The sequence below is a fragment of the Streptomyces sp. Tek67B01 genome, from assembly GCF_055231995.1.
In genome coordinates, this window is record NZ_JBUYUY010000001.1 from 4,911,129 (window position 1) to 4,926,641 (window position 15,513).

Consider the following 15,513-nt stretch of genomic DNA (forward strand, 5'->3'; position numbering starts at 1 on the left):
CCATGGAGAAGGGGAAGACGATCGAAGAGGTGTGGTCGGGAACCTGGGTCGCGGACCGGCTGGGCGTGCGCCTGGAGCAGGCGGCGGCGCCCGGGCAGTCGGCGGGCGCGCAGCCGCCGCTGCGGGATTTGCTCGGGCTCGCCCTGCGGCGCAACCCCAAACGGGCCCACCTGCTGGTCTCCCGCATCCTGGGCAAGCACGTCCCACAGTCCCCGGCGACCGTCCACGCCGCCGGCCGCGGGCTCGGCGAAAGCGTCGCGGACCTGCTGGGCGAGGAGGCCGCCGACGCGGTCGTCCTCGGGTACGCGGAGACCGCCACCGGCCTCGGCCACAGCGTCGCCGACGGCCTGCGGGTCGCCCCCTACCTGCACTCCACCCGCCGCCCCGTGCCCGGCGTCGAGCCGGCGGGTGGCTTCGAGGAGGCCCACTCGCACGCCACCTCGCACCTGCTGCTCCCCGAGGACCCGAAGCTGCTGACCGGCAGCGGACCGCTGGTGCTCGTCGACGACGAGTTCTCCACCGGCAACACCGTCTTGAACACCATCCGCGACCTGCACGCCCGCCATCCCCGCCCGCGCTACGTCGTGGTCGCCCTCGTGGACATGCGTTCCCCGGCCGACCGCGAGCGCCTCGACGCCTTCGCCGCCGAACTCGGGGCCCGGATCGACCTCGTCGCCCTCGCCCGCGGCACGGTCTCCCTCCCCGAGGACGTCCTGGCCAAGGGGCAGGCGCTGGTCGAGGAGTACGAGTCCGGCGTCGCCCGCGCCGACAGGGGCCCGGCCGGCCCGGCCGACTTGGGCCCGGCCGACACGGGCCAGGCCGCCCCGGTGCGGCGCGTCGGCCTGGACTGGCCCGCCGGACTGCCCGACGGAGGCCGGCACGGCTTCACCCCGGCGCACCGGGCCCGGCTGGAGGAGGCGCTGCCCGCGCTGGCCGCCCGCGTCGACGCCGAACTGGGGGCAGGTCCCCGACGGGTCCTGGTCCTGGGCAACGAGGAGCTGATGTACGCGCCTCTGCGGCTCGCGCGCGCCTTGGAGGAATCCGGGGCGCCCGCCGGACGCGAGGTCCGCTTCTCGACCACCACCCGTTCGCCGGTGCTCGCCGTGGACGACCCCGGCTACGCGATCCGGACGCGGCTGGCCTTCCCGGCGCACGACGAACCCGCCGACGGGCCGGGGGAGCGGTACGCGTACAACGTCGCGGGCGCCGGCTTCGACGCCGTCGTCACCGTGGTCGACTCCCGTGCGGACACCGACGCGCTGCACGCCCCCGACGGCCTCCTCGCGCGGCTCGCCCCGCACACGGGGCAGGTGCTGCTGGTGGTGGTGCCGTCGTACGTACCGGGATCGGCGGAGGTCGGATCGCCCGGAGAACCGCGGCCCTCCGCGGCCGAACGGTCCTCCGCGGCAGCGCGCCCCGCGGCGGCCGAACGACCCGCCGCGGACCAACGCCCCGCCGCGGAGGCGCGTCCGGCCACCCGCTCCGCCCCCTCCGACCGGCAGGAGCCGATCATGACCGAGCCCCTGCGCGGGCCCGCCTTCTCCTCCTACGCGCCCGAGGACGTCGGCTGGCTGCTCCAGGACCTCTCGGACGTGGAACTGGAGGCCCCGACCGAGGAGCGCGAGGAGGCCATCCAGGCCGGTGGGGCGCACTACGCCGAGTCGCTGCCCGTCGAGTACCAACCGTCGCCCGAGTACCAGCGGCTCTACCAGAGCGCGCTGGACGCCTCCGCCGCCCGAATAGCCCGCGCCGTCGGCACCGTCACCGAAACGGTGCTCGCCGAACGGTCGCCGTCCCCCGTGCTGGTCTCCCTCGCCCGCGCCGGCACCCCCGTCGGTGTGCTGATGCGGCGCTGGGCGCAGGCCCGGCACGGCCTGGACCTGCCGCACTACGCCGTCTCCATCGTGCGCGGACGCGGCATCGACGCCAACGCGCTGCGTTGGCTGGCCGCCCACCACGACCCCGCCGACGTCGTCTTCGTCGACGGCTGGACGGGCAAGGGGGCCATCACCCGGGAGCTGCGGGACGCCCTGGCCGAATTCGACGGCTTCGACCCGGAGATCGTCGTCCTCGCCGACCCCGGATCGTGCGTGTCCACGTACGGCACCCGCGAGGACTTCCTGATCCCCTCCGCCTGCCTCAACTCCACCGTCTCGGGCCTCGTCTCGCGTACGGTACTCAGGTCCGACCTGGTCGGGCCGGCCGACTTCCACGGCGCGAAGTTCTACCGCGAACTCGCCGTCGCGGACGTGTCCGTCGCGTTCGTCGACGCCGTCGCCGCACGCTTCGAGGAGGTGGCCGAGGCGGTCGACGCCGACGTCAAGGAACTGTTGGCGGCAGACCGGACACCCACCTGGGAGGGCTGGGCGGCCGTCGAGCGGATCAGCGAGGAGTACGGCATCCACGACGTGAACCTGGTCAAGCCCGGTGTCGGCGAGACCACGCGGGTGCTGCTGCGCCGCGTGCCGTGGAAGATCCTCGCCCAGCGCGGCGTCGGCGCGGACCTGGACCACGTACGCCTGCTCGCGCAGCAGCGCGGAGTGCCGGTCGAAGAGGTCGACGGGCTGCCCTACACCTGCGTGGGACTCATCCACCCCCGCTTCACGCGCGGCGCCACCGGCGCCGACGGAAAGGCCGTGGCCTCCCAGTGACCGTCCTCGTAGCCAGCGACCTCGACCGCACGCTCATCTACTCGGCGGCGGCCCTCGGCCTGACCATGCCCGACCCGGTGGCACCCAGGCTGCTGTGCGTGGAGGTCCACGAGAGCAAGCCGCTGTCGTACATGACCGAGGCCGCGGCGGGACTGCTGGCGGAGCTGACCGCGGACCCGGGCGTCGTCTGGGTCCCCACGACGACCCGTACGCGCAAGCAGTACCAGCGCATCCGATTCCCCGGCCGCCAGGCGAAGTACGCGATCTGCGCCAACGGCGGGCAGTTGCTCGTGGACGGCGTGCCGGACCGGGACTGGCGGCGTCAGGTCGCGGCGCGGCTCGCCGAGGAGTGCGCCCCGCTCGCCGAGGTGTACGAGCACCTGCTGGCGACGGCGGACCGGGCATGGCTGCGCAAGGCGAGGGTGGCGGAGGACCTGTTCACGTACCTGGTCGTGGAGCGGGCGCTGGTCCCGGACGAGTGGCTCAAGGCGCTGGTGTCCTGGGCCGAGCCGCGTGGCTGGACGGTTTCCCTCCAGGGCCGCAAGATCTACGCCGTCCCGCGGCCGCTGACCAAGAGCGCCGCCATGCGGGAGGTGGCCCGCCGGACCGGGGCCGGCACGACCCTGGCCGCCGGAGACTCCCTGCTGGACGCCGACCTGCTGCTGGCGGCTGACCGGGGCTGGCGGCCGGGCCACGGCGAACTCGCGGACGCCGGCTGGACCGCCGGGTCGGTCACGGCCCTGGCACAGGTCGGGGTCCTGGCGGGCGAGGAGATCGTGCGCCGGTTCCGGCGAGCGGTCGGGGAACTCGGCACACTGGGCGCATGACCAAGGGCAACAGCACCAAGATCACTGACGAGCTCTACCAGTACATGCTCGACCACAACCCCCCGCTGGACGCGATCCAGCGGGGGCTCGTGACGACGACGTACGAGAAGTTCCCGGAGTCGGCGGGGATGCAGTCGGCGCAGGAGCAGGGGCCGCTGCTGGCCTTCCTGGTCCGGCTGACGGGGGCCCGCCGCATCGTGGAGATCGGCACCTTCACCGGTTTCTCGACGTTGTCCATGGCGCAGGCGCTGCCCGCGGACGGCGCGCTGATCGCCTGCGACATCTCCGAGGAGTGGACGGCGTACGGCATGCGGGCCTGGGAGGCGGCGGGCGTCGCGGACCGCATCGACCTGCGGCTCGCCCCGGCACTGGAGACGCTGCGCGCGATGCCGGGAGAGCCGCACATCGACATGGCCTACGTCGACGCCGACAAGGAGAACCAGATCGCCTACTGGGAGGAGCTCGTCCCGCGCATGCGGCCGGGCGGGCTGATCGTCAGCGACAACACCCTCTTCCACGGGCGCGTGCTCGACGAGGCGGCGACCGGCGCGGCGGCGGCCATCCGCGCGTTCAACGACCACGTGCTGGCCGACGACCGCATGGAGTCGGTGCTGCTCGCCATCTCGGACGGCCTGACCCTGTCGCGCAAGCGGTAATGGTCGTCCAGGCTCTCCAGGCTCTCCAGGCTGTCGAGGCCGTGGCTGCGCGTGGCCCTCGCGGCGGCGTGGCCCTCGCGGCGGCGTGGCCCTCGCGACTGCTCAGCCGCAGCCGCCTCCGCCGCAGCAGCCGCCGCCCATGGCGGGGGCCGGGGCGGCCGCGCCACCGCCGACGGCGACCGCGGAGAGCAGCTTGACGGTGTCGGCGTGACCGGCCGGGCAGTCGGCGGGCGCGGAGGACTCGGCCATCGGACGGCTCACCTCGAAGGTGTCGTCACAGGTGCGGCAGCGGTATTCGTAACGAGGCATGCGGACAGGCTAGCCGCACCGCGCCCGCACGGGGCCCATCGCACAGGGCCCGACCCCGTCACGGTAGGGCGGCGCGCGGGGCCCGTCACGGTGGCGGTAGGGCGCGCGGGTGCCGTCACGGGTAGGGCGCGCGGCGGGTGCCGAGCGGCCGCCGCTCCGCAGCCCGCGCCGTCGCCCTCGCCGCCGCCCGGTCCTCCCGGGCCGCCTCCTCGGGGTGGCGGGCACGCCAGTACGGGTTGTCGTGCGAGAGGCCGCCGCCGACCCGCCCGTACATGCCGAACCACATCAGCATCACGCCGACGACGAAGCTGAACAGTACGTTCGGGACGTGGAACGCCAGGTAATTGAGCCCGGTGTCCAGCAGCGCGAGGTTCACGAACCCGCTCGCGATGAACAGCAGGCCCAACGCGATGTTCAGGGTCGACGCGAAGTTCCCGCCCACCACCATCCCGTAGAACAGCAGCGCGCCCATGCAGATCGACAGGACGCTCAGCGCCCCGTTGGTGTTCAGCGCCAGCACCGTCGCCCCGCCCGTGTCGAAGAACCCGATCCGGTGCACCAGCCCGAGGATTCCGAACACGACCAGCAGCAGCCCGGTCAGGCCCGCGCCCACCCGGTACACCCGGCTGAGCTTGTGATCGACCGGCAGGTGCTCGTCGAGCCGGGCGCCGACCGGCCGCCGCAGGTGCGAAGTCGCGTGAGTGGCCATGGCGGCCTCCTCTGCCTGACGTCTGCCTGACGTCTGCCTGACATCCCTCCCAGCATCCGCCGCGGCCCCCGCCCGGACAACCCCGGCCGACCCTTGGCCCGCGGACCGGTCCCGGGCCGGCGTCCTGCCGGGTCAGGCGTGGCACCGCCCGTGGACCGGTTGCCGGGTCAGGCGTGGCCGCGCTCCGCCCGGATGTCGTTCACCACCCGGTTCACGGACGCCCGTACGCCCTCCATCTCCTGGAGGAACTGCCAGTAGTCGGGGTGGCGACCCTCCAGCCCCGCCAACGCCCGCTCCACCCGCGCCACCGCGTCGTCCAGCGGCCGGGCGTGGCGCGGATCGGGCACGGTTCGGCCCTCCATCGCCAGCCGCTGCGCGTCCCGGATCGCGAAACGGGTACGGCGCACCTCGTCCTGGGGGTCCCGCGCCACCGCCTCCAGCCGCGTCAGCCGGTCCTGCGCCGCCGACACCGCCTCGTCGGTGGCGTCCAGACCCGCGCGGACCTCCTCGATCAGCGTCCCCACCTCGGCCCAGCGCTGCGCCTCCCGGGCCCGGCCGGCCTCCGCCAGCTTCTCCTCGGCCCGCGCGACATCGCGTACCGCCTGGTCGGGCACGTGCTGCAGGTCCTGCCAGCACGCCGCGCTGAACCGCCGGCGCAGCTCGCTGAGGACCGGATCGACCCGGTCGGCCCGGTTGCGCAACGCCTGCGCACGGGTCCGCAGGCTCACCAGTCGCCGGTCGACCTCCGCCGCGCGCTCCGGAAGCCTGGCGGCCTCGGCCCGTACCGCCTCCGCGTCACGCAGGATGCGGTCGGCGCGCTGCACCGTCTCCTGCACCCCGTGCCGGGCCGCGCCCTGGTTCAGCTTGGTCAGCTCCGGCCCCAGCGCGGCGAGGCGCGCCGCCAGGTCGTCGGCCCGCATCCCCTTCGCCCGGACCGCGTCCAACGCGTCGCTCGCCGCCAGCAACGCCGCCTTCGCCCGTTCCCGAGCCGGCGCGACCCGGGCCAGCTGAGTCTCCGCCTTGTCCAGCAACGGCTGCAGCCCCTGCTGGAACCGGTCCAGCTCGCCCTTGACCCGTACGAGCTCGTCACGCGCCCGCGTCAGCTGCTGCCGGGCCTGCGCCGCGACCGAGCCCTCCAGGTCGACGCGGTCCAGGTCGTGCGCGTCGACGGCCTCGATGTACACCTGGCTGACCTGGTCGATGCGCCGGCCCAGCGCCATGAACCCCTCGGCCGCCTGCCGCGCGGCGGGCGACCCGTCCGCCGCGGCGATGGTCTCCATCGAGATCCGCAGGTCCCGCTGCGCCGTGTCCAGCTCGTAGAACGCGGCCGCGGCGGCATCCTTCGCCGCCTGCGCGTCCGCCCGCCGGCTCTCGTCCCGCCCACCGAACCACCGCCGGGATGCCGTTGTCACAATCCCTCTCCCGTGCCGCGTCCGCCATGCCCCGCTCCATTCTCCCCTACGGGAACGGGTTTGCGCCGGGGGTGCGCCCTCCATGTAGGCTGTCCACTCATCCACGGGTGCGTAGCTCAGGGGTAGAGCGCTGCTCTTACAAAGCAGATGTCGGCGGTTCGAAACCGTCCGCGCCCACCAGCACAAAGGCCCCCCGCCGATCACGGCGGGGGGCCTTTTGGCGTCTACGAGTGACACCCGGGTCAGTGATGCCCCCCGTCGCCCCGATGGTCTTTCCGCCGTGTACGGCGAGAAGGATCGCGGCGGGTCCCGCTCCTTGCGTTCGCCGCGGACGCGCTGCCGTCGGCCCGCCTCGCCGCAGGCCGAGGCGGCCGGACGTGAGGTTATCGGCGGCAGCCGGTGCCGCCGCGGCGCCGTGCGATGATCACCTCTTCGTGGGTCCTTGGGAGGGGTTGCCATGGGGGAGATGCTGCGCGTCGGACAGGTGCTGCGCTATGCGAGTGCCAAGGACCCGACCGAGCCAGTGCTCGACGGATACCCGAACTTCCACTACCTGACAGATGCTCCCGGTCACAAAAGGGCGCTTCTCGAATCCGGTATCAACGGCATGGCGAAAGTCTCGGCGGGCGGACGTCTGCGACGGCCGGCGATCCTGGTCCGCTCCAGCCCCTGGAAGGCGGGCAGTGAGCAGACGCCGTGGCATGACGTGTTCGACATGGACAACGGTCACGTGCGGTACTTCGGGGACCACAAGGCCGGCCTCACCAAACCACCCGGAACCACTACCGGGAACGCTGCGCTCCTCGACGCTTTTGCAGAGCACCAGGCACCCACGCCGGAGGAGCGATCCGGCGCAGCCCCGCTTCTGCTATTCCGCGCCGTGTCACGCAATGGCAGGGTCAAGGGCTACGTCGAGTTCTGTGGTCTCGGGGTCATAGAACGAGCCGAACGGATCGTTCAGTGGGCAGGGCATGAGCACACCACTTTCACCAACTACGTGTATGACATCGCCTTGCTCGACCTGGCCACCGAGAACGATCAGGTCGACTGGGACTGGATCACCGCGCGTCGCAGTCCGGTCGTTTCGGATCAGGAGACCCTCGCCAAGGCACCTCGTGCCTGGCGGGAATGGGTCAAGCGCGGACACTCCGCCCTGCCACGCGTTCGCCGGCGCGTTGCTCGGGCGCGCGTCACGAAGGTGCGTGATCAGCGTCCTGCGCCGAGCAGCCGGCGAGACAAAGACCTCCAGTGCATCTACGAGCACTTCGACGGTCGCAAACACGATTTCGAGGCCGTCGCTTCTGCTGTTGCCGCTCGCGTGCTGAAAGGCTCAGGGCACAACTACCGGGAAGGATGGATCACCCGTCGCTCAGGAGACGGCGGCGCGGATTTCGTGGGGCGAATCGATCTCGGAACAGGCCTTGCCGGCACCAGCCTTGTCGTCCTGGGCCAGGCCAAGTGCGTACGCCCTGACGGCCTCGTGTCTGCGGAACAGATCGCGCGGGTCGTCGCACGTCTGCGCCGTGGCTGGATCGGCATCTATGTGACCACCGGAGCCTTTTCCGAGCCGGCTCAGCTGGAGATGGTAGAGGACCAGTACCCGATCGTCCTCGTCAACGGCCTGGACCTGGCCCGGGAGTTGCGCAGTATGGCCCGAGACGATCACGGCGACGACCTAGCCGCTTGTCTGCAGCACATCGTCTACGCCCAGGGAGTACCGATCACCAGCCGGCGACCCGAAGAGATTCTTCTCGAGTAAGCCCGGTGGTTCGGACCTCTCCGTGGGCCGGCGGACATATCGGTGGAGACGACCGGAGCGGAGACGGCGGTCCGTGGACCGATGGCGTCGCCGTCAGGCGGCCCGGTGGTCGGCAGTGGGGATCAGCGGTTCGTGGTGGTGCCACAGGAGGTAGCGGTCCTCGCGGCGGAGTTCGGCCGAACCCCACTCGGCGCGCATGACGCCCCGTTCCATCGAGCACGCGTACGCCACGATGACGAGCCGCAGTTCCGACGGAAGCAGGGCGATGTCCGGATGTACTTCCGGCTCGCCCAGGTCGTCGAGTCCGAGGTCGAACTCCTGCTGCATCGGTTCGGGGCCGTGGCGCCGGATCAGGTCCGCGCGGAAGCCGACGGCCCGCCGTAGCCGGGCGGCGGTCACCGGTACGTCCTTCTTGGCGTAGCGGATCGGATAGATGACGTTGCGGTCGATCACCGTCACCGTGCGGCCTTGGAGCCGCCGTGCCGTGGAACCGTCGAGGTGCGCGAGGCCGGCGGCCAGTGCCTCGTACTGGGCCGCGTGGAGACCGTGTCCGTATGCCTCCAACGTTTGGGTGTGCACCCCTTCGTGGCCGTGGCGCGCCCTCTCGTGGGCCTCAACCAGGCAAGCGGGGATCGTGACGGCCAGCCGCTCCGCCAGGGCTCCGAAGGTCTCCCTGGCCCATGGACTCGTCGCACCCATGACTGATCGCCCTCCCCGTTGAGGCAGCACCCGCCCTCAAAGGTCCGCCCCTGAGCCCCGGCACACAAGAGGGCACGGGCGCACGCCCCGCGCGCCCGCTCCCGGGGGCTTGGCCGTGGGGGTGGGGCGTGGGATGGTCGGGGGATGGGGGAGTGGGGTGCGGGGCTGGTAGGTCTGGTCGGGGTGCTCGTCGCCGGGGCGGCGTACGTCGTGCTGGAGCGGCGGGCCGCGCAGGGGTTCGAGCGCCGACGGGAGGCCGAGCGGCAGCGGTTGCTCGCGCTGCTCCCCGGGCCCGGGGTGGAGGCGGACGATCCGAAGTACGCCGACGTCGGTGGCGTGCCGCCGCCTGTCGGGCGGGGGGACGACTTCACGGCCCTCCTCGTCGAGTACTACGCCTACGGGCTCACCCAGGCGCGCAGCAGCTTCGTGACCAGCCAGCGCTTCGCCGGTGCCGGGGCCGTGATCCTGCTGGGCGGGGTGGCGCTGGCGGTGTGGAAGGCCGAGAGCAGCGGCGACCTGTACCTCGGGGTCGTCACCAGCTCCGTGGGACTGGTCGTCACCCTCATCGGGCAGCTCTTCCACCGCAGGGCCGACGTCGCGCTGCGCCACATGGCCGGGCAGACGGCCTCGCTGCGCGACGATCGGCGGTCGGCGGAGTCGATGGCGCAGGCGGTCCGGCTGCTGGACGAGGTCACGGATCCGGAGCTGCGCGGACGGCTACAGGCGGGGCTGATCATGAAGCTGTCCGGCGCCGGGTTGCCGGAGTACGGGCGGTCCACCGGCTGAGGCCCCGCCCGGACGATCATCCCGGGCCCGCGCCGTGGGCCGCCGGTCCTCGAAGACCGCCCGAACGGGTCTCGGCGGAGCCATAGTGGAGGTATGTGCCGTTCCATCAAGACCTTGCGTCCGCCCGCCATCCCCGAGAAGGCCACGGAGGAGGAGATCCGCGCCGCGGCCCTCCAGTACGTACGGAAGGTGTCCGGGTTCCGGGCGCCCGCCGCGCACAACCGGGAGGTTTTCGACGCCGCCGTGGACGCCATCGCCGAAGCGACGGCGGCGCTCCTCGACGGGGTGCACGTACGGGGCCGGGAGCCGGTCGCGCAGGTCCGGTGAGACAGACCGTCCGGTGCGGCAGACCGTCCGGTGAGACAGACCCCCATGCGTGTGACTCCCTCAGGCGTGCGACTCCCTGCGCCGGCGCATCACCCACAGCCCGGCGCCCAGGGCACTCGCCACGAGCGCGCCGCCGATGGCGACCGGGCCCGTACTCATCGAGCCCACGCTGCCGCCCAGCCCGCCACGGGCGGCGCCGAGGCTGACGGTCAACGACACCGTGACCCGCTCACCTCCGGAGCCACCGCACTCGAACGTGACGGGGTGCGAACCGGTCGTGGCGCCGCCGAAGACGATGGCGCTGCCGGACAGTCGGGTGGCCTGCGCGTTGCCGGGCGCCAGTTGGACGTCCCCGAACGCGGGCGAGGACGCCTTGGCGGTCCGGGTGCCGCAGCCCGTGACGCTGAGGTTGACCCGGCTGCCCGGGGCGACGACACCGGGCGAGACGGACGCTGACGCGTTGGCTTGGGCGAGGGTGGCGGGCGTGACGGCGGTGATGACGAGCGCCGCGGCGGCGGCCCCGGTCAGGCGGTACCGCTTACGGGTAGCGGGCATGGAGTGAACTCCTCGGGCTCCTCGAAACGGCGCGGCCAGGACACGGGTGTGACGCGGATTCGGTCGCGCTCCCTGCCCAGGACGCTAGGAGCCCGGGGCCGACCCGGCGATCGCAGCCGGGTGAACGGGTGACCCACTGCCCCGACCGGCCTACGTCCGGCCCGCGCGCGAGCGGCGAAGGGCCGCGGCCGTACGAGGCCCGCACGACCCCTGGACGAGTCCGGTCCCGGCTTCCGTGCGAGTCACGTACCAGTCCAGTACGAGTCCGGGCCCGGCCTCCGTGCGAGTCCCGTGCGAGCGCCCCGTACAGCACCTCACCGCCCCGTACGGGTTCCGTCCGCCAGGCGCGTCCTACGTGGCCGGCGCCGCCGCCGGTATCGGACGGCGCAGCAGGAACACCGCGAGGGAGCCCGCCGCGAACAGGGCGACGACGGACACCGCCGTGCCCAACCAGGCCGCGCCCAGCCACCGCGTGCCGAAGTAACCCAAGGCCACGCTGTAACCGGCCCACGCCATGCCCGCCAGCACCGACCACGGCAGGAACTCGCGCACCTCGCGCTGCGTCTTGCCCGCACCCAGCGACACCACCGAGCGGCCCGCCGGCGCGAAGCGGGCGATCACCACCAACGCCCCGCCACCACGCGCCAGGGCCACGCCCAGCCGCTCGTGCGCCCGGGTCAGCCGGCGCGAGCGGGCGATCGCCCGGTCCAGCCGGGCACCACCGCGACGGGCCAGCCGGAACGCGGCCATGTCGCCCAGCACCGAAGCCGTCGTCGCGATCACCAGCAGCGCCATGATGTCCGGCACCCGCGCGGGCACCGGCGCCGGGGAACCCGCGGCCCCGGCCGCCGCCGCGGCGGCCGCCGAGGTGATCACCAGGACACCGCTCGGCAACACCGGCACGAACACGTCCAGCACCACGGACACCGCCACCACGGCATAGATCCAGGGGCTCGTGGTCAGCGAACCCAGAGTCTCAAGCAAGGCGGACTCCCCAGTCCGAAGCGCCGCGTCGTCGCGGGGAGCGGCAGGGGCGGCTTGACAGCCATACAGCGTACGCCCGACGCCGACGCCCCGGAGCCCCGGGGCAGCCGGTCCGTCAGCCGCCCTGCCCGGCCCGCCACATTGTGGAGCCGACAGCCGCGCCCCGTCCCGGCCGGACCACACCGGCCGCACCACGCCGGCCACGCCACCCCGGACCGCCCGTACGCGTTACTCCGGTTCGGTGAGCCACCGGTCCGACACCGTCACCAGCCGGGCCCCCGAGCCGCCCGAACGGGCCTGGTCGAGCCACAGCCTGGCCGTCCGCCCCGCCAACGACAGCGTCATCAGCTGATTGCCGAACCACGGTCCGCCCGTACGCCGCCAGCTCAACGGAGGCCGACCCGTGCGACCGTGCCGGGAGAAGCCGCGCCCCAGCCACCGCCCCACCCGAGACCAGCCCAGACGGAAGCCGAACTTCACCGCCACGTGGATCGAGTTGTGGACCGGCGAGCAGGTCAGCTGGAACACCCGGGCCGTACTGGGTATTCGGGGCTCGGCCACATACGCGTGGTGCACGTCCCCGGACAGGACCATGACGGTCGCGGGCGCCCGCGGGCCCGTCCCCACCTCCTCGATCAGGTCGCTCAACGCCGCGAACGAGGCCGGGAACGCCGCCCAGTGCTCCAGATCGGCGCGCCGACGCAGGTCCTCCCCGATCCGTGCCCACCGCGGCCCGCGTTCCCCACGGCACAGCGCCGCGTCCCACACCTCCGCGTCATGGATCAGCGGCGGCATCAGCCACGGCAGCGAGGACCCGATCAACAGATGGTCGTAACCCCCGTGCCCGGCCAGGGCGTTCTCGCGGAGCCACTGGTGCTCCGCCGGATCGAGCATCGCCCGGCCCTCCTCGGCCAGCACCCGCGCCGCCCGGGTGTCCACCATCAGCAGCCGCGAACGGCCGAAGTCCCGTCGGTAGCTCCACCGCACCGAACCGGGGTCGGTGTCCGCTCGGGCCGCGAAGGCGCGCAGGGCCTCCGTACCGTCCGGGGAGGCCCGTACCGCCGCGTACAGTTCATCGGTTTCGAGCTCGGCGGGGGAGAGGTTGCCGAGGTGCTGGTACACCCAGTACGACATCAGCCCGCTGAGCACCCGCTCCCGCCACCAGGGCGTCGCCCGCATCCCCGCCAGCCACGCCGCGCTGGTGTTCCAGTCGTCCACCACGTCGTGGTCATCGAATATCTGCAGGCTGGGCACGGTCGACAGCAGCCAGCGGATCTCCGGGTCCAGCCAGGACTCGTAGTAGAGCCGCGTGTACTCCTCGTAGTCCGCGACCTGTGCGCCCGGCGCCTCCCGCAGGTCCCTGCGGGCCGCTAGCCACCGCCGGGTCTCGCGCGACAACTGGTCCGCGTACACCTGGTCGCCCAGCAGGAGCAGTACGTCCGGCCGCACCGCCTCCGGTTCGGCGGCCAGCCGCGCCGCGAGGGTGTCGAGCGCGTCCGGCCCGTGCGGCCCGCGCCGGCCCGCGGGCGGCGCGGCCTGCCGGCAGGAGCCGAAGGTCACCCGTAGCTCCGGCGCCGGCCGGCCGGGTCCGGAGACCGCGGGCGTGGTGATGGTGCTCGGTGGGAAGTCCCCGCCGGACGGCGGCCATACGCGGACACCGTCGAGCAGCACCTCGTACGCCGTGGTCGTGCCCGGTGCCAGGCCCGTCACCGGGACCAACGCGTAGTGGTGGCCGGCTATCTGGAAGGTGCGCACGCTTCCGGCGGCGCCGTCCGCGCACCGCACCTCGGCGGTGCACGGACGGTCCGCCTCGACCCAGACCGTCGCCGAACCGCCCCGGTCCCAGTCGACGTGGCGCAGCAGCGGCCCCAGACGCAATCCGGCCATCGAACTCCCCCTCCCGCTCATCCCCTTCGATCACGGTACGGGGTGCGGGGTGCGCCTGGCCTCCCCCTGGCGGGGGAGAAAGATCGGCCTGGCGGGGGAGGGGGACCGGCGTCCGCTTCCGGTGGCCGGGGCGGTGGGGGAGGTGCGGGGGGAGTGGGTGTCAGCAGCCGTTGAGGACGCCGACCAGGGCCGTCTTCTCGGCGGAGTTCATGCTCAGACCCCAGTACTGCTTCACCTCGACCCACATCCGGGCGTACGTACAGCGGTAGGCGGTCCGCGGCGGCAGCCACGTGCCCGGGTCCTGGTCGCCCTTGGACTGGTTGACGTTGTCGGTGACCGCGATGAGCTGCGGCCGGGTGAGGTCGTTCGCGAACTGCTGGCGCTTGGCGGTGGTCCAGGAGGCGGCGCCCGAGCGCCAGGCCTCCGCGAGCGGGACCACGTGGTCGATGTCGACGTCGGAGGCGGCGGTCCAGGTGGCGCCGTCGTACTCGGAGTACCAGCTTCCGCTGACGGCCGAGCAGGAGGAGGAGACGACCACGCCCGAGCCGTCCCGCTTGAGGACGGTCTCACGGGTGTCGCAGGTGCCGGAGACGGTGCTCCAGTGGGGGAAGAGGGTACGGCTGTAACCGCTGAGGGAACCTTCCGCCACCGGGGTCACCGTGGCCAGGTACGAACGTGCCGCGGCGGCGCTGATGGGGGCGGGCGGGGAGGCCTGGGCGGCGGGAGCGCCTGCGAGGGAGGTGAGGGCGGCGAGCGCGACGGCCGAGGCGAGGACGCCGATCCGACCGGTTCGACGCGCGTAGATGGAAGGTATGAGCGCCATGGGGGCTCCCTTGATGTGTGGGGGGCGGTGGCCGTGCGACCCCGGCGGGTCGCGGCCATGGTGGCGGCGCCAGATGTCCGGCGGGTGGGCGCCAGGTGACAGCGTGCCGACATGGGCACGTCACATCAAGGAGCTCAAGAGACTTGGTGTGAAAGGAAGTTGGGAAATCGCGCGAGGCGGGCGGGCGAGCTGGGGTCAACGTCACATTCCGGACGCCCTTGGCCCGGCGGCCATCGCGTACCCTGATGGAGCAGAAGGGGAGTAGCTCTTCGCCGGACCGTCGACATACTGCTGGGTCACACCAGCCGGCGCCCGGAGGCAGACCGCGCAGGTGGTCGGCCAGCGAGACCTTCGGCCGCAGTGTCCCGGCGCCACGCATCCCGCGTGGCAACACATCCGGGGCGCCGCCGAGCCGAAGCGACCCCTCGTACATCCCAGGTCTCTCGGTACCGACGGCGTCCCGCCCGACCGATTGAGGTTCTGCCCCCGTGTTCAGCTTCACCGTCACGGCGATCGCCTTCGGCGTCGTCTTCCTCGCCGAACTCCCCGACAAGACGGCCCTGGCCGGGCTGATGCTCGGCACCCGCTACCGCGCGTCCTACGTCTTCGCGGGTGTCGCCGCCGCCTTCGCCCTGCACGTCGGGCTCGCCATCGCGGCCGGCAGCGTGCTCACGCTGCTCCCGCACCGGCTGGTACAGGCCGTCGTGGGCGTGCTCTTCCTCGCGGGCGCGGCCATGCTGCTCCTCAAGAAGAGCGACGACGAGGAAGAGGTCAAGCCCCCCGCGGACCAGTCCTTCTGGAGGGTGGCGGGGGCCGGCTTCATGCTGATCCTGGTCGCGGAATTCGGTGACCTGACCCAGATCATGACCGCCAACCTCGCCGCGCGGTACGACAACCCGGTCTCGGTCGGCGTCGGAGCCGTGCTGGCGCTGTGGGCGGTCGCGGGCATCGGCATCCTGGGCGGGCGCACGCTCATGAAGCACGTGCCGCTGAGGCTGATCACCAAGGTGGCGGCCGCGGTGATGGCGGCGCTGGCCGGGTTCTCGCTGTACGAGGCGATCGCGGGTTGAGGTGATCGCCTGCTGACCGCGGGCTTGCGGCGATCGCGGGTCAGGCGGGGGTCGCGCGG

General features: G+C 72.8%; 15 protein-coding genes and 1 tRNA gene. 8 read left to right on the forward strand and 8 right to left on the reverse strand.

Annotated features, from left to right (window positions below):
* Positions 1-2 precede the first annotated feature (2 nt).
* From ACV7NM_RS22050 to ACV7NM_RS22060, 3 genes are read left to right on the forward strand one after another with little or no spacing between them, the layout of a single operon-like run.
* Positions 3-2,651, forward strand: coding sequence for a phosphoribosyltransferase (locus ACV7NM_RS22050; RefSeq protein ID WP_463411881.1), 2,649 nt, complete (start codon positions 3-5; stop codon positions 2,649-2,651).
* Positions 2,648-3,478, forward strand: coding sequence for an HAD family hydrolase (locus tag ACV7NM_RS22055; protein ID WP_463411882.1), 831 nt, complete (start codon positions 2,648-2,650; stop codon positions 3,476-3,478). The genes ACV7NM_RS22050 and ACV7NM_RS22055 overlap by 4 nt, the downstream gene beginning before the upstream one ends.
* Positions 3,475-4,134: an O-methyltransferase gene (locus ACV7NM_RS22060; RefSeq protein ID WP_463411883.1), complete on the forward strand. Its 660-nt coding sequence runs from the start codon at positions 3,475-3,477 to the stop codon at positions 4,132-4,134. Before ACV7NM_RS22055 ends, ACV7NM_RS22060 begins: the two co-directional genes overlap by 4 nt.
* Positions 4,135-4,236: 102 nt before the next feature.
* Here ACV7NM_RS22060 and ACV7NM_RS22065 read toward each other — a convergent pair whose 3' ends face one another.
* From ACV7NM_RS22065 to ACV7NM_RS22075, 3 genes are all read right to left on the reverse strand, one after another.
* Positions 4,237-4,443, reverse strand: coding sequence for an FmdB family zinc ribbon protein (locus ACV7NM_RS22065; RefSeq protein ID WP_401526667.1), 207 nt, complete (start codon positions 4,441-4,443; stop codon positions 4,237-4,239).
* Between the two features lie 115 nt (positions 4,444-4,558).
* Positions 4,559-5,152: a DUF4383 domain-containing protein gene (locus tag ACV7NM_RS22070; protein WP_463411884.1), complete on the reverse strand. Its 594-nt coding sequence runs from the start codon at positions 5,150-5,152 to the stop codon at positions 4,559-4,561.
* 167 nt (positions 5,153-5,319) lie between these two features.
* Entirely contained in the window at positions 5,320-6,564 is a 1,245-nt protein-coding gene (locus ACV7NM_RS22075; protein ID WP_463411885.1) for a hypothetical protein, read from the reverse strand.
* 105 nt (positions 6,565-6,669) lie between these two features.
* Here ACV7NM_RS22075 and ACV7NM_RS22080 point away from each other — a divergent pair.
* Both ACV7NM_RS22080 and ACV7NM_RS22085 read left to right on the forward strand, forming a co-directional pair.
* Positions 6,670-6,744, forward strand: a tRNA-Val gene (locus tag ACV7NM_RS22080).
* A gap of 277 nt (positions 6,745-7,021) precedes the next feature.
* Entirely contained in the window at positions 7,022-8,323 is a 1,302-nt protein-coding gene (locus tag ACV7NM_RS22085) for a restriction endonuclease (protein ID WP_463411886.1), read from the forward strand.
* A 93-nt stretch (positions 8,324-8,416) separates the two neighbouring features.
* Here ACV7NM_RS22085 and ACV7NM_RS22090 read toward each other — a convergent pair whose 3' ends face one another.
* A complete protein-coding gene (locus tag ACV7NM_RS22090; protein ID WP_463411887.1) occupies positions 8,417-9,022 on the reverse strand; it encodes a hypothetical protein in 606 nt (201 codons plus the stop codon).
* Positions 9,023-9,166: 144 nt separating this feature from the next.
* On the opposite strand from ACV7NM_RS22090, the gene ACV7NM_RS22095 reads away from it, so the two are divergent.
* A complete protein-coding gene (locus ACV7NM_RS22095) occupies positions 9,167-9,808 on the forward strand; it encodes a TRADD-N-associated membrane domain-containing protein (RefSeq protein ID WP_463411888.1) in 642 nt (213 codons plus the stop codon).
* A gap of 93 nt (positions 9,809-9,901) precedes the next feature.
* Positions 9,902-10,135, forward strand: coding sequence for a DUF2277 domain-containing protein (locus ACV7NM_RS22100; protein ID WP_463411889.1), 234 nt, complete (start codon positions 9,902-9,904; stop codon positions 10,133-10,135).
* A gap of 60 nt (positions 10,136-10,195) precedes the next feature.
* Here the strand turns inward: ACV7NM_RS22100 and ACV7NM_RS22105 are convergent, their stop codons facing one another.
* From ACV7NM_RS22105 to ACV7NM_RS22120, 4 genes are all read right to left on the reverse strand, one after another.
* Positions 10,196-10,690, reverse strand: a complete 495-nt coding sequence (locus tag ACV7NM_RS22105; protein ID WP_463411890.1) for a hypothetical protein — start codon at positions 10,688-10,690, stop codon at positions 10,196-10,198.
* A gap of 351 nt (positions 10,691-11,041) precedes the next feature.
* Positions 11,042-11,674 carry a DedA family protein gene (locus ACV7NM_RS22110; RefSeq protein ID WP_463411891.1) on the reverse strand — a complete coding sequence of 211 codons (633 nt, stop codon included), beginning with the start codon at positions 11,672-11,674 and terminating at the stop codon, positions 11,042-11,044.
* A gap of 228 nt (positions 11,675-11,902) precedes the next feature.
* Complete coding sequence (locus ACV7NM_RS22115; protein ID WP_463411892.1) at positions 11,903-13,561, reverse strand: alkaline phosphatase D family protein; 1,659 nt, start codon at positions 13,559-13,561, stop codon at positions 11,903-11,905.
* Positions 13,562-13,721: 160 nt separating this feature from the next.
* Positions 13,722-14,375, reverse strand: coding sequence for an HNH endonuclease family protein (locus ACV7NM_RS22120; protein WP_463414026.1), 654 nt, complete (start codon positions 14,373-14,375; stop codon positions 13,722-13,724).
* Positions 14,376-14,872: 497 nt separating this feature from the next.
* Here ACV7NM_RS22120 and ACV7NM_RS22125 point away from each other — a divergent pair, with 497 nt between their 5' ends.
* Positions 14,873-15,454 (forward strand): TMEM165/GDT1 family protein, encoded by a 582-nt coding sequence (locus ACV7NM_RS22125; RefSeq protein WP_463411893.1) that lies wholly within the window; start codon positions 14,873-14,875, stop codon positions 15,452-15,454.
* The last annotated feature ends 59 nt before the right edge of the window (positions 15,455-15,513 follow it).